Source organism: Aeromonas sp. HMWF014, from assembly GCF_963878295.1.
In the GTDB taxonomy this organism is placed as follows: Bacteria; Pseudomonadota; Gammaproteobacteria; order Enterobacterales; family Aeromonadaceae; genus Aeromonas; species Aeromonas popoffii.
Genome location: NZ_CAWNYS010000574.1, coordinates 1 through 14,480, shown reverse-complemented (window position 1 = coordinate 14,480; position 14,480 = coordinate 1). Strand labels below are relative to the sequence as shown.

Here is a 14,480-nt window from a genome sequence, read left to right as displayed (position 1 = left end):
CATCTGTACAAGCCCGACCGGCAAACACTCATCATGTTCACCAAGGACACGTGACTGAGACAGGCCAAACACCTGTCCCGGCAAGGAGATACGCCCAACCCCGCCACACACACCCGATGGTTCACATGGCAATATGAGTAGGTAGCACTTGGCTAACCGAAAATTAATATTGAGATAAAGTTTGCTTTAAAAAAGAGAGCGTGTTTTAATCTCTCTCGATGGTTCGGTAGTTCAGACCTGATTATGTTAGGCAGTCATTTTAGTAAAGCAGTGATTAGCATAAGAGTTATCTAAGGATAGTTCTTATTAAATAATTCTCCTTCTTTAGTGCTCCCCATACGTATTGCTGACGAAAAATCATAGATTGCCATTTTGGCACTTCAAATACTATTCAAGGAAATTATTATGTCTAACAAAATGACTGGTACCGTTAAGTTCTTCAACGCTGAGAAAGGTTTTGGCTTCATCTCCCCGGCTGACGGCAGCAAAGACGTGTTCGTACACTTCTCCGCTATCCAGTCCACCAGCTTCAAAACCCTGGACGAAGGTCAGCGCGTTGAGTTCACCATCGAGCAAGGCCAGAAAGGCCCGGCTGCTGCCAACGTAGTTGGTCTGTAATTCAAGTAAGAAAGCCTTCACGCTCGCTAACGCCTGCTGAGAAGACCTTCTGCAAGAATTAAAAAAACCCGCCTAGGCGGGTTTTTTGTTGCCTGCGATTCAGCATTTCCCCTCCCCCATTTACCTCTTCTTCGCCATTCCGCTTCACCCCTTTTTCTTCCGTTCTCTCCTTCTGTATCTCCTGGTTGGCGATAGCATGACCACACAACAGAAATGATATTGATTATCGTTTGCATATGAACTCGTGATCATTACAATGCCTGCCGGCAAACGGGAGGATTGTCCTACTGAACCTGCCCGAGCCCGATTTCACGCAGGATGCGGTGAAACCACCCCATAGATTGACACAAAGGATGAATGCATCTTCTTACTCAAAGAGTTCAGGCAAACATGATAAAAACGCACCGCAACAAGCTGACCACGTTCGTTCTCGCCGCCCTCACCCCTCACGCCTATGCCATCGAACAGGAGGTCATGGTCGTGACCGCCTCCGGCTTCCAGCAGAAGATCGAGGATACCGCCGCCTCCATCTCGGTGGTGACTCGCGAGCAATTGGAAAAACGCGCCTATCGCGACGTGACCGATGCCCTGAAAGACATACCGGGCGTGGTGATCACCGGGGGTGGCAGCAGCAGCGACATCAGCATTCGTGGCATGGGCTCCAAATACACACTGATGCTGGTGGATGGCAAGCGGGTCGACAGCCGTGGCACTCGTCCCAATAGCGATGGGCCGGGCATCGAGCAGGGTTGGTTGCCTCCGTTGCAGGCCATCGAACGGATTGAGGTTGTACGCGGCCCCATGTCATCCCGTTATGGATCGGATGCCATGGGCGGCGTGATTAACGTGATTACCCGCAAGACCACCAGTCTGGACTGGCAGGGCGCTGTTCACGCTGATTCGACCTTCCAGGAGAACAAGGATGCCGGTAACAGCTTCCAGACCAACGCCTATACCGCAGGTTCGCTGATAGATGGCGTGTTGGGGCTGCGCGTCAATGGCCAACTGGCTCATCGTGGCGAAGACCAATTTCCCCAGGGCTTTGCCGAGCAGGAGACCCGCAGTGGCACGGCTGTGCTCAGCTTCCAGCCCGACGACCATAACCGCTTCGATCTGGAGGCCAGCCGCAGCCTGCAGGATCGGGATCGCACGGCAGGCAATTCGCTGGATGCCAAGGCGAAAGACAATCTCAATCGTTATGAGCGGACCAACTTCGCGCTGACCCATGATGGCCAGTATGATTTCGGCTCTTCCAGCAGCTATCTGCAGCAGGAAACCAATACCAACCCCGGTCGCAAGATGGAGCTCACCAACACCATCGCCGATACCCACACCCAATTTATGCTGGGGGATCACTATCTGAGTGTCGGTGGTCAGTATCGCTATGAGGATCTGCACGATCAGGGCAATACCCTGAAAGTGGCCAATCCTGCTGAGCAGTTGACCCGCTGGAGCTGGGCGGTGTTTGTCGAGGATGAGTGGTCGCTGACCGACAGCTTTGCCCTGACGGGTGGTGCCCGCATGGATCGGGATCAGAACTACGGATCTCACTGGAGTCCACGTCTCTACGGTGTCTGGCATCTGGACCAGAGCTGGACCCTGAAAGGGGGCGTCTCGACCGGTTATCGGTCGCCGGACTTGCGGATGTCTGCGGCCAACTGGGGTCAGGCCACCGGCGGTGGCAGCCTGGATGGCATGCTGGTCGGCAACCCGGATCTGAAACCTGAAACCAGCGTGAGTAAAGAGATCGGCCTGCTGTGGAATGGCCATCAGGGCTTTAACACCGGGGTTACCCTGTTCAATACCGACTTCAAGAACAAGATCTCCGAAGTGCGTCGTTGTACCAGCAAGAGCGATCCGGCCTGTACCCTCAATGGTCACAGCTATGACTTCATCAGTGACCGCGTCAACATCGACAAGGCGAACATGCGCGGGGTCGAGGGGATGATGGATTGGACCATCAGCGAGGATTGGTCGGTCGGCTCCAGCTACACCTTCCTCCAGTCCGAGCAAAAGAGCGGCCCGCTGGCAGGCAAGGCACTGAACCAGATGCCGCGCCACATGTTCAACACCACGGTCGACTGGCAGACCACAGAAGCGGTCAGCCTCTGGTCACGGGTCAACTTCCGCAGCAAGACCTCTGATTACCTGAGCCGGGTCAAGATGGCAGAAGGCACACCTTCTTACACCTTCTTCGACACGGGTCTGGTCTACAAGGCCAACAAGAACCTGAATGTGACAGCCGGCATCTACAACCTGTTCGACAAGACGGTGGATTACACCAGCTTCGGCACAGTGCTGGATGGTCGTCGCTACAACCTGGGGATGACCTACAACTTCTGATGACGAGCCGCCGCCCCTCGGGGCGGCGGCCTACGCTTCTGCTGCCTAATCCTCTTCCTCGGCATAACACGCCACCTGCCAGGTATTGCGCCCCAGCGACTTGGCGCCATACATCAACCTGTCTGCCTGCAACAACAGTTGTCTGCCATCGGCTCTGATGCCATCCGGCACCCAAACGGCCCCGGTACTGATAGAAAACCCCAGCTCACCGGCACTGGTCTGCAACTTGCGCAGACTCACTGCCCGACCGATCCGGCTGGCCCACTCCTGCAGCGCCGTCATATCCGCCATTGGCAGGCAGATGCAGAACTCCTCCCCCCCGATACGGGCAAACAGCGCCCCGGCCGGCAACACCTGCCGCACCCGTTCGACCAGAGCCGAGATCACCTCGTCACCCACCCCGTGACCGAAGTGATCGTTGATCCTCTTGAAGCGATCTATGTCGAACAGCAGCAGGGCCGAAGCCTGCCCACAGGCCAGCCGCTGTTCAAACTCGGGTAGAAAGGCGCGCCGATTCCGGATCCCCGTCATGGCGTCGGTGCCGGCAAGGCGCTCAAGCCGCGCATTCGCCTGGATCAACTCGGCGGTGCGGCTCGCCACCGCCCGTCGCAGCTGCACTATGTAGACCAGCAACACCATGCCCCCCAGCGCCAGTAACCAGGGCCAGAGGTGGCGTGGATAGACGGTCTCGATATGCATCCACTTGTGAATGATCCGCTCCCGATCCGCCGCACCCAGGCGGGAAAACCCCTGTTCCAGCTCCTGCAGCAGAGCCTGATTGCCCTTGGCGACCGCAAAGCGGATCTCGTCGCTGTATAGGTGACGCATCGGGATAAAGCGGCTGGGATCCGCCGAGGTGTAGATATAGAAGTTCGCCACTTGCAGATCGGCGATGAAGGCACCCAACTTGCCACTGAAGGCGGCACGCATCATGGCCTCGTTGTCCGTGAAGGTTTGCAGGTGCGTGGTGGGGAAGTGCTTGCGGGCGTAGTACTCCTCATACCCCCCTGCCACCACCCCCACACTCTCGTGCAGCAAGTAGTCGTTCACATCCGAGCCGCGCAGGGCGTTGGCAAAGAACAGCTGGGCATCGAGACGGGAGAGCCCCTGACCATAGTCATAGAGCAGATTGCGCTCCGGCGACCAGAGCAGGCCGCCGTGGACATCGGCCTTGCCGGTACGCATCAGGTCCAGCGAGGTCTGCCAGTCCACCAGTTTGAACTCGACCGGGCGACCGGTGACACGGCCATACTCGCGCCAGAGATCGATCAGCAGGCCATCCGGCTGCCCCTCCTCATTGAGGTAGGAGAAGGGCTGCCAGGCCTTGGAGTTGGTCACGATCAAAGGTTTGGGGGCTGGCGTAGCCCTGGCGGGCAACCACAGCAAACAGAGCAGGAGGAAGCATCCACTGCACACCCGCCATCCAAAACCAGAAGAGACCACCATTCCTGTACCAACCTTCCCATTAGCCGTCTACACGGCCATTTATTATCGCCATCTTCAAGCTGGAAGAACAAGCATGACCGAGTATGAAATTGGCGTGATGTCAGTCAGATAACGGCAACATAAACATGAGAAGGGCGCCTCGTCGGCGTCCTCCCCACACAGATCTCATCAGGCTCACAGCGGCAGGCTGATCCTGGCCTCCAGCCCACCCTGCGCGCGGTTGTGCAGGGTCAGCTCGCCACCGTGCTGGTGCACCAGGGTGCGGGCGATGGAGAGCCCCAGCCCCACGCTGCCGGATTCGGTATTGCGGGCCTCATCGAGCCGCACGAAGGGTTTGAAGACATCCTCCAGTCGCGCCGGATCTATCCCCGGTCCGTTGTCACAAACCCGGATCAACAGCTCTTCTTTGGTACGCTCCAGCGATACCTCGGCACTGCCGGCATATTTGATGGCGTTGCCGATCAGGTTCTGCAGCACCCGGCGCAGGGTATTGGTCCGGCAGGCATAGACCTCTTTGCCCTCCGCCAGACAGGTGACCGGCTGGCCGGTGTCGGCATAGTCATCGCACAGGCTGACCAGCAGGCTGACCAGATCCAGCTCGCGGGTCGCCTCCTGCTGACCTTCCTCCCGGGCAAAGCTGAGGGTCGCCGCCAGCATCTGCTCCATCTGCTGCAGAGTCTGCTGGATGCGATCCTTGTCCTCGCCATCGGCTAGAAACTCGGTGCGCAGCCGCAGGCTGGTGATAGGGGTGCGCAGGTCGTGAGAGATGGCCGCCAGCATCCGGGTTCTGTCCTGCACGAAGCGATCGAGCCGGGTATGCATACGGTTGAAAGCCTGAATCGACTCGCGGATCTCGGTCGGCCCCACCTCTCGCAGCGGCTCTATGTCTTCCCCACGTCCCAGTCGCTCGGCATTGCCCGCCAGTTGCTTGAGCGGGCGAGTGGCGCGGCGAAACAGCAGCACCATCAGCCCGATCACCAGGCTGGCGACCAGCATCAGGTTGAGCGTGGTTTGCCACGACCAGCTGCCCACCTCCTTGTCGACCAGCGAGCTGAACTGTAACCAGCCCCCCTGAGGCAACCCGATGGAACCATAGAGCCGCATATCCCGTGGCGGTGGCGGCCCCTTGCGGTCTTTCATCATGCGGGCATGGTGCTCCCACGCCTTGCTGCGCTGGGTATCCTCTTTCAGCTCGGCGCTGATCTCGACGGCGAGGCCGGCAGGATAATTGAGGCGCGAGCGTACCAGCTGCTCGAAGCGGGGACTGCGGTTGTCCGGTTGCAGCGGTTCGTCGGAGAGGCGCAGCAGCAGGGTTTCACTGCGGCTCGCCTTGAGAATTTCGTCATAGAGTGACGGTGGAGAGAGGGAGAGCAGCCGCACCACCGCAATAATCCGCTGCATGGCGTTGCGGCTGTTGACGAAGCCAAGCGCCTCCTCCCGATCCGTGCGGTAGATCTGGATACTGAGCAGCTGGATCAGGATCAGCCCCGCCAGCGCCACCAGGATGATCTGGCCGGTCAGCCCCTTGGGCCACAGTCGGGAGCAGAGTCGCTTGATCATGACCACGCCGTTACACCTGGGTCACATCGGCGGCGAACAGATAACCGCCGCCCCAGATGGTCTTGATAAGTTGGGGGTTCTTGGGATCCCGTTCCAGCTTGCGCCGCAACCGGCTCACCAGGGTATCGATGGCACGATCGAACGCTACCGCCTCGCGGCCCCGGGCCAGATCCAGCAGTTGATCCCGGCTCAGCACCCGCTGGGGGCGCTCCAGAAACACCCGCAGCAGGTCGAATTCGGCGGTGGAGAGACTCAGCCCCACACCATCCTCATCCACCAGTTCGCGGCGATTGATGTCGAGCAGCCAGCGATCGAAACGCAGATCTCGGGTCAGGGTCTCGGCGGCGGGTTGCGGCTCGACCTGGGAGCGGCGCATCACCGCCTTGATGCGCGCCAGCAGCTCGCGCGGATTGAACGGCTTGGCGAGATAGTCATCGGCCCCCATCTCCAGCCCTATGATGCGGTCAGTCTCCTCCCCCATGGCAGTGAGCATGATGATGGGCAGGCTGGATTTGGCCCTCAGCTCGCGGCACAGGGTCAGGCCATCTTCCCCCGGCATCATCAGATCCAGCACCAGCAGATCGAACTCCCGCTCCTCCAGCAGCCGCTTCATCTCCTTGCCATCCCGGGCACAGCTGACCCGCAGGCCATGCTGCTCCAGAAAGCGTTTCAGCAGATCGCGGATCTCGCTGTGATCGTCGACGACCAGAATGTGGGTGCTGTTTTGGTTCATGAGGGCCTCTCCTGTTAGAGCTGGCACGAGTATACGAAAATCTGCCGGACGGTTTGTGTCAAAGTGTGCCGGATCAGCAAGATGCCACACTCTGCTACAAAATAGGCTTCAACTGGCAAAGTTCAGACACCAGTCGGGTGTTTACTGAGGGTCAAGGCGAGCAAGCCGAACCCGAACTCAATCCGCGAGGAGATAGACCATGAAAACCCTGACCAAAACCCTGCTGACCGCCACCCTGATCCTTGGCCTGCCGCTCGGCGCCTATGCCGCCAGCGAAACCATTGCCACCACCCAGGCTGGCGCAATGACCGACTGCCCCGGCGGCATGATGGGCGGCAAGCACCACGGTAGCCGCCATGACAAGATGGCCCGTATGCAGAACATGACCCCGGAGCAGATCCAGGCCAACCTGCAGCAGCGCTTCGACAAGATCGAAGACCCGATCAAAAAGGCCGAGTTTGTGAAGAGCCTGACACTGCGTGCCGACGGCATGACCAAGCACGCCGAGGCGATGAAGCTGTTCGCCGAAGCACACCAGTAAACGCGTCTCGACCTGCAACAGGGTGGCCTCGGCCACCCTTTTTCGTTTATCCCGCCCGCTTGGCCAGCGGATGCATGGCGCTGAGGCGTGATGAGGAACGCCAGCCAGCAAAAAGGGGCCAAGGGCCCCTTCTCATGCACCTATTTCAGACTCAAGCCTTGGCTTTGTCGACCAGGTTCAGGGTCTTGACGGTGTCGCCTTCAAACTTGATGACGACGCTCTTCTGAGCGGCTTCGGCATCCTTGAACAGGGTGTTGGTGGTCTCTGCCAGTATGGGAGATACCTTGTTCAGGGCGCTCAGGTCATAGGTCCACACTTCCAGACCGGCTTCGGTCTTGGTGCTGGCCGGGGCGCCCAGCTTGTCTTTGATGGCCTGCTTGCTGGAGCCGCCTTCCTTGATATCCAGTGCCTTCTTGATCGCTTCGTTTGAGGCGCTGTCCATGGCGCTACCAGCCATCTCTTTGACGCTGCTGGTGACGCTGCTGGTCACTGTCTCGGTCAGGGAATCCATCAGGCCGGCGTGGGCAAACAGGGGCAGTGCGGTCAGGGCAATCAGGATGCTCTTTTTCATTGATTAATATCTCGTGGGGATTAAAGAGCGCGCATCAGACCAGTGCTCTCAGGCGGAGTCAAGGCTATCGAACGGTCAATACGCATTCGGGGGGGAAAGAGAAAAATCCGACCGCTGGCACGCCAGGGCCAACCCGCTGGCCCCGTGGTGACAGCTATTCGCAGATCTGGTTCTTGCCCGCCAGCTTGGCCTGATAGAGCGCCCGATCCACCCGCACCATCAGCTGGCTCATGGGCTCGTCAGGCTGGTATTCGGCCAGCCCGAAACTCAGGGTGATATCGAGCTGTTCGCAGACCCGCGATCGCACGATCAGCTCTCGCAGCTTGTCGGCAACCAGCCTGCCATCGGCCAGACCGGTATTGGGCAGCACCACCATAAACTCGTCGCCACCCCAGCGCGCGATGAGGTCAATCTCGCGAATGTGCGTCCGCACCAGCGCCACTATCTTGACCAGCGTCTGATCCCCGGCGCTGTGGCCGTGGTTGTCATTGATCTGCTTGAAGTCATCCACATCCATGGCGATGACAGAGAAAGCGTGCTTAAAGCGCCGGGACCGCTCGCACTCCAGCTTGATGACCCGCTCCAGCCGATAGCGGCTGGCAGCGCCGGTCAGGGCATCGGTCTCTGCCAACTGGCGATTCTCTTCTGCCTTCTGTTGCAGCGCCTCGTTGAGCCGTACCAGCTCGGCGGTGCGCTCTGCCACCTGCTGCTCCAGCGAATGATTGCGCCGCTCCAGCTGTGCCAGCAACAGCTTGCTGGCGTGGATATCGCGATGGGCGCCGATCATCCGCGCCACAGAACCATCGGGATTACGTTCAATGATGCGGCCGCAATCCTCAATCCAGAGGTAACTGCCATCGCGGGTGCGGCACCGATACTCGGCGCGATATTCGTGGACGCTGTCGCTCAGGCAGAGATCAAACTTCGCCATCACAGCCGCCAGATCGTCGGGGTGGATCAGGCTCTCCCAGGTGAAGACGGTATTGTCGAGGGTATGGGGCTCGTAGCCCAGCATCCGGTACCAGCCGGTGTTGCGATAGACGAAACCGGTATTGGCATGCCAATCCCAGATGCCATCGCTGATCACCTCCAGAATGCCGTGCACCACGGCTTCGCTGACATCCGAGATCCTGATCGTGTCACTGTCCTGCAGCATAGCGGTTATCCTTGTTCTTCTGCCCCGAGCCACCACGGGGAATCGCTGTTCTGTCGTGAAACGCTACCTTGGCATATTGCCCAAAATCTGTCAGCCATAACCCCACAACATCACTGCTTTTTATTTGGATATCGGCCGCCAGCGGCCTACTCAGAGTGCCCGCCCGTGTGACTCAAGTCTGCCTCATTGGCCGGATGTCGCTCACGATTGAGCAAGGTGGGGATGGGATCATCGGGCGGGAGGCGGGGCTCAACAGCCGAGGTTAATCTGCCAATGCCAGCCGATAAAAATCCGTCTCCTGATGTTTCGGATTGGGACGCAGGAATACCCAGCCAGATCGCCGGTAATGGTTCAAGGCCCGCACATTGGTGCGACTGACAGAGAGCAGCGCCCATTTGCAGCCCGCCCCCAGCAACTGCTGGCGGATATAGGCCTGCAAGCCAGCGGCCAAGCCGGTGCCACGATATTCGGGAAACAGATAAATCAGCTGCACATAGCCAGTCTCGGGCTCATCGGAAAAACTGCGAAACTCCAGCTGGCCCACACGTTGTTCACCCGCCCAGACATGAATGTAGTGCCATTGCGCTTGCCCCAGCCTTTCGCGGATCCGCTCCCGATAACCGTCGATAAAGTCGGCAAAACCATCATGGGTATGAAAGCTGCAAAAATAAGCATCCCTGCGCGCCTGCACACAAAGCTCGTAATCCCGATCCAGATCGATAGTTTTAAATTCAAGTCTCAAGCAATGACATCCTGTCGTGTGTAGGTAGGGTGTAATAAGCGAAGCGCATTACACCTTTTGGCAGATAAATCGCAGCGGGAATATGATTGCCCGCCACACAGGATCGATTAGCGTAACTTAATCAGATAGCGGTAACGAGATTTATCCCTTACTTCCTTTCAGGAGAGAGGCTGGAAGTGAGGAGATAGAAAAATAAGATTTCTCTGGATATACCTTGTAGCTCTCCAAGTATGACCCCGCCTCGTTAACCCGAGTTTTCACCCATACCTCACCATAATCCCGAATCTGATCCTTACCAAGGTTATTATCACTATAACAAATATTAAACCAATGCCCTGTATGCTTATCTTTTATTTTTAAGCCTGCCTCACAACGGCCGTATTTACTTTTGGATGGTCCGGGGTGAACCACTTTATATTCCGTATCATAACTGACCACTTTATCTGGATAAAAATAGACGTACATATCATAGCCATACCATGACGTTATAAATATCATAAGAAAGCAACTACCAAACGCTTTTGTGATATGTTTTAAGGCGTCACGCCCGGGACATCGAAAAGCAGTGAAAATTGCACCAACCAATCCAAACAACGCACTTATAGTTATATAGGTGAGCAACTCTGGAACCGTGTCAGCAATAACTGTCTTACGTGACAGTCTAAGCGAGAACAGTAAGATTGAAAACCATAGGACAAGCAGCAATAAAAAAATCCCCCCAAGCAGCGTGTTCTTTCGCTGTTCACTTTCGAAACTATGAATTATCATTTTACTGCCTGATTTATCATTAAAAACGAAAAGTATCCCACCATTTTGCAAGATAAATATGGGCGGTGCAATTCACTTCGTTCTTTGCACCCTACCCGATTTTACGAAGTGGGCATTGTGGCAACCCGCCCCCTCACCCAAAGGGAGAAGGGATCATCCCGCATAGGGGGTATGGCGTTGGCAATCGCGTGTGAATTCGGGATATAGCCACGGAGCCAAATCTACCTTCTCCCGCATATTGATAAAAAATGGGGAGAAGGGTTGGGGATGAGGGGAAGGAAAAAGGAAAAGAGATTTCGCGGTAAACGTTGGGCTTCGCTACGCTCAGCCACAACCTACACAATCGGTAGGTTGGCGCTGAGCCTGCGAAGCCCAACATACGAGATACAAACTATTCGACATCATCAGTAATTGAAGAAACAATACCATTCAAAGATGGTTCTATTTTTATCCAATCAATACCCATCCGATGGATTTTCCTCCTAAGAGAATGCCTTTCCGATTCAGGCAAAATGAATAACCTTGGCTTTAAGCTAAGAGCAGTTAAAGCATCAATTGCCATAGGATGCTCGTTAATCTTGGAAATAATGATTTGATCAAGTGCTTTCAAACCATCCTCTGGCACAAATATATGATTAGTAAATAGCCCAGACTGTGCAAGTATGTTCATATTATCTATTTTTGGTACGTGTATTACTTTAACAGCATTAAGTAGCTTTGCTAAATCCAATAAAAGCTGAGGAAAAATCCAAATAGATATAGATTCACTTTTTCCATTTTTGGTTGCAAAAAAAGTCGCAACCAAAGGATCTGTCGTCCAATCAAGCAAACGAGTAGGCATACCATAGTGCTGAGCTAACGCCAACAACCGATATGATTCATCACTTGGCCACCCTATACTGAAAAAGCTGCTCTCGCTTATCGGATTTGAAATACGTTCAGAGTACGTTATGCAAGCCTCCAACACTTCTCTTTCAACACTTAATCCCAGTCTGTCCGCCCCAATAACAAACTTCGAGAAGTTCGCCACCTCATTAAAATGAGCCTGCCCAGTCCTAATAAAGTCATCATGATTATCACAGCTAACTTGGCTCCATTTATTTTTCGAGTTGATTTCTCTGACGGAACTAGGCTCAAGCAGCCATCGGCTATCTGCATGCCCTCTAAAAATAAAATTATGAAAATGCTGGAAGTATTCACTGGTTATCAATGGAGAGCGATGACCTAAAGCATCCAGAAAATCATCTGCATTGTCAAAGAAATATTGAATATAGGATTCATTCTCCTGTGGAGAAACCCCAAATATATCTCCGCTATATATTCCTTGATTATCGTGGATTGAATTAAAAAGTTTTAGTTTTGTTTCAATATCCATTTTCATATTTCAATCACCACAATTTAATTTTCTAGGGCTGAATTTTTGATTCGCAAAACAAAATAACATGGCGGCATCCCCTATTGCCGCCGACACAAATCACTCCCCCAACCTCTCCGCCAATCCGGAATAACGCTCGGTCTTTTTCCGTACCGCTTGTGCCAGCAGGGCGCGATCGCCGTAGAGATCGAGCCGTGCCTTGGCGCGGGTGATGCCGGTATAGACCAGCTCGCGGGTCAGCAGGGGGCTGGCGCTGTCGGGCAGCACCAGCACGGTATGGGCAAACTCCGAGCCCTGGGATTTGTGGATGGTCATGGCGTAGACAGTCTCATGGGGCGGCAAACGGCTGGGCAAAAGCGCCCGCAGGGTGCCGTCCGGCTGCTCAAACCATACCTTGAGACGGCCAGTTTCATCGGGCAGGCAGAGCCCCATATCGCCGTTATAGAGGCCGACCCCGTGGTCGTTGCGCACCACCATCACCGGGCGACCGGCATACCAGTCGCCATCGCGGGCAATCAGCCCGGCCCGTGACAGGGCCAGTTCGAGCCGTTCATTAAGACCCAGCACTCCGAACGGGCCATCGCGCAGGGCGCAGAGGATCTGGAAGCTGTTGAATGCCTTGAACACGGCGGCGGGATCTTCCCCCGCGCGAGCCGCCTTCAGATAGCTGCCGTAACCGGCCACCCCCTGGGCAATCAAGGCGTCGTAGGCCTCTCCCGCCCAGGGGTGCAGGCTGATATCGGCAAAGCCCATGCCCCAGACTGCCTCCACCGCCGTGGCATCGCCGCTGTTGCAGGCACGCGCCAACTGGCCGATGCCGGAGTGCTGATCAAAGCGCCAGCTCTTGGCCAGCAAACAGAGGCTGTCGCGCACCGGTGCCCCTGCGGGCGTGCCCTGCAAGCGGTAGCCGGTCTGGCGGGAGAGCCACTGCGCCTGCGCGGGGCTGATGCCCTGTTCGATAAAACTGCAGATATCGCCGAGCACGGCCCCCGCCTCCACCGAGGCGAGCTGATCCTTGTCGCCGAGCAGGATCAGGCGGGCGTGGCTGGGCAACGCATCAAGCAGGCGCGCCATCATCGGCAAATCGACCATGGAGGCCTCATCCACCACCAGCAAGTCGAGGTGCAGCGGGTTGCCCGCGTGGTGGCGGAACTGGCTGCGCCCCGGAATCACCCCGAGCAGCCGGTGCAGGGTGCCCGCCTCGGTGGGGATCGCTTCGACCCACTCGGGGGGCAGATCGAGGGCCTGCAGGGCAGAGCCGATACTCTCGGTGAGGCGCGCCGCCGCCTTGCCGGTGGGGGCCACCAACCGGATCGCCGGGGCTTTGCCTGCTTGCAGGCCGGTCTCCACCAGAATGGCGAGCAGTTTGGCGACCGTGGTGGTCTTGCCGGTGCCGGGGCCGCCGGAGATCACCGCAAAGGGGCGCGCCGCCGCGGTGGCCGCAGCCAGTTTCTGGCCGTTGCAGCAGAGTGCCTCGGGCACCAGCACATCCAGCTTGCTCAGGTCACTCGCCGCCTGTGCGTTGGCCAGCAGCCCCTCGATGGCGGGCCAATCCACTTCATTCGGGAACACCAGATCCAGATACTTCAGGGTAAAGTGGCGAGCCGAGAAGTCGGTGACGAGGCGGGCTTTGAGCAGCGCCCCGAACACCAACCCATAGTCGCGGGCAAACAGCCGCGACAGGGCCGGGGCAATCTCCGGCCATTCGGCTCGTTCACTCAAAGCGCGCAGATGGCGGGCCACCCCCAGTTCAAAGTCGTGGTAGCGGGTGAGATAGAGCCGCCCGTGCCAGAGCCTCAGCGGCCAGCGCGGGGCGTTGCCCTCATCCTGTTCCGTACCTACCAAGGGGCTGGCCGCAAACAGGGCGGGCCAGCGGGCAGGATCCGCCAGATCCAGCAGCAGATCCCGGCTCTGCTGGGGATCCAGCCCGAACGGGCGCAAGGATCCCTTTTCGTTACCGGAATGCGCGAGCATCTCAAGCGGCAGGCAGACATGGCCGCGCCCCAGCTCGAAGCAGGCGAGCGCCGCCCCCAGCACCAGCTCGGGGCTGCCGCCCAGATCGGCCACCAGTTTGGCAAATTGCAGATCCAGCTGGCGAATACGGCCAGCCAGCGCCAGTGTTTTCAACCGTTCGATCATGGTGGTGCTGGTCGCCGTGCTGATCATGGTGTCGCTCATGCCTCTACCTCATTCAATGGGTGGGATCCCGCTGCAGGCGACTCGCTGCCTGCGCTAAACAAGGTGTCGAGCCCCAACACCAGTTCACGGCTCGGGCGGGTATGGAAGATGCCCCCCTGCGGCATGCCGCGCAGGAACAGATAGAAAACGCCGCCAAAGTGCTGCTCGAAGTCGTAGCCCGGCAAGCGCAAAGTGAGCAACCGGTGCAGCGCCAGCGAGTAGAGCTGGTATTGCAGGTCGTAGCGATGTTCCGCCATCGCCCGCTCCAGCGCCGGACGGCTGTAATCGGCCGGGCTCATGCCGAGATGGTTCGATTTGTAGTCGAGCAGATACCAGCGCCCCTGCCACTCGAACACCAGATCGATAAAGCCCTTGAGCATCCCCTGCACGGTGGCAAAGCTGAGTGGCTTGTTGCCCCGCGACAGCGGGTCGTGCTGCTGGCAGAGGGC

General features: G+C 57.2%; 13 protein-coding genes. 3 read left to right on the top strand and 10 right to left on the bottom strand.

Translation table 11 applies throughout. The features are described from left to right. Positions 1 to 405 precede the first annotated feature (405 nt). Together cspE and AAC083_RS22110 are read left to right on the top strand one after the other, a co-directional pair. On the top strand, positions 406 to 618 hold the full coding sequence (gene cspE, locus AAC083_RS22115) for a transcription antiterminator/RNA stability regulator CspE (protein ID WP_005316548.1): 213 nt from the start codon (positions 406 to 408) through the stop codon (positions 616 to 618). Positions 619 to 1,008: 390 nt separating this feature from the next. Next, positions 1,009 to 2,961, top strand: a complete 1,953-nt coding sequence (locus AAC083_RS22110) for a ligand-gated channel protein (RefSeq protein WP_108537721.1) — start codon at positions 1,009 to 1,011, stop codon at positions 2,959 to 2,961. A 45-nt stretch (positions 2,962 to 3,006) separates the two neighbouring features. On the opposite strand, the gene AAC083_RS22105 is transcribed toward AAC083_RS22110, so the two are convergent. From AAC083_RS22105 to AAC083_RS22095, 3 genes are all read right to left on the bottom strand, one after another. Continuing rightward, entirely contained in the window at positions 3,007 to 4,407 is a 1,401-nt protein-coding gene (locus AAC083_RS22105) for a transporter substrate-binding domain-containing diguanylate cyclase (protein WP_108537720.1), read from the bottom strand. A 174-nt stretch (positions 4,408 to 4,581) separates the two neighbouring features. Next, on the bottom strand, positions 4,582 to 5,967 hold the full coding sequence (locus AAC083_RS22100) for an ATP-binding protein (RefSeq protein ID WP_181364860.1): 1,386 nt from the start codon (positions 5,965 to 5,967) through the stop codon (positions 4,582 to 4,584). A 10-nt stretch (positions 5,968 to 5,977) separates the two neighbouring features. Beyond that, positions 5,978 to 6,700 (bottom strand): response regulator, encoded by a 723-nt coding sequence (locus AAC083_RS22095; protein WP_108537718.1) that lies wholly within the window; start codon positions 6,698 to 6,700, stop codon positions 5,978 to 5,980. A 199-nt stretch (positions 6,701 to 6,899) separates the two neighbouring features. Between AAC083_RS22095 and AAC083_RS22090 the strand changes: the two genes are divergently transcribed. Continuing rightward, entirely contained in the window at positions 6,900 to 7,241 is a 342-nt protein-coding gene (locus AAC083_RS22090; protein WP_108537717.1) for a hypothetical protein, read from the top strand. 151 nt (positions 7,242 to 7,392) lie between these two features. On the opposite strand, the gene AAC083_RS22085 is transcribed toward AAC083_RS22090, so the two are convergent. The 7 genes from AAC083_RS22085 to AAC083_RS22055 all read right to left on the bottom strand — a co-directional run. Continuing rightward, positions 7,393 to 7,812 (bottom strand): hypothetical protein, encoded by a 420-nt coding sequence (locus tag AAC083_RS22085; protein ID WP_042039285.1) that lies wholly within the window; start codon positions 7,810 to 7,812, stop codon positions 7,393 to 7,395. A gap of 154 nt (positions 7,813 to 7,966) precedes the next feature. Continuing rightward, complete coding sequence (locus AAC083_RS22080; protein ID WP_108537716.1) at positions 7,967 to 8,968, bottom strand: sensor domain-containing diguanylate cyclase; 1,002 nt, start codon at positions 8,966 to 8,968, stop codon at positions 7,967 to 7,969. 262 nt (positions 8,969 to 9,230) lie between these two features. Next, positions 9,231 to 9,710 (bottom strand): GNAT family N-acetyltransferase, encoded by a 480-nt coding sequence (locus tag AAC083_RS22075; protein ID WP_108537715.1) that lies wholly within the window; start codon positions 9,708 to 9,710, stop codon positions 9,231 to 9,233. Between the two features lie 141 nt (positions 9,711 to 9,851). Then, complete coding sequence (locus tag AAC083_RS22070; protein WP_108537714.1) at positions 9,852 to 10,478, bottom strand: hypothetical protein; 627 nt, start codon at positions 10,476 to 10,478, stop codon at positions 9,852 to 9,854. 391 nt (positions 10,479 to 10,869) lie between these two features. Next, positions 10,870 to 11,859: an FRG domain-containing protein gene (locus AAC083_RS22065; RefSeq protein WP_108537713.1), complete on the bottom strand. Its 990-nt coding sequence runs from the start codon at positions 11,857 to 11,859 to the stop codon at positions 10,870 to 10,872. 93 nt (positions 11,860 to 11,952) lie between these two features. Then, positions 11,953 to 14,031 (bottom strand): exodeoxyribonuclease V subunit alpha, encoded by a 2,079-nt coding sequence (gene recD, locus AAC083_RS22060; RefSeq protein WP_108537712.1) that lies wholly within the window; start codon positions 14,029 to 14,031, stop codon positions 11,953 to 11,955. After that, positions 14,028 to 14,480, bottom strand: a 453-nt coding sequence (locus tag AAC083_RS22055) for a PD-(D/E)XK nuclease family protein (protein WP_181364859.1), incomplete at its 5' end; no start/stop codon positions are given. The genes recD and AAC083_RS22055, both read right to left, overlap by 4 nt.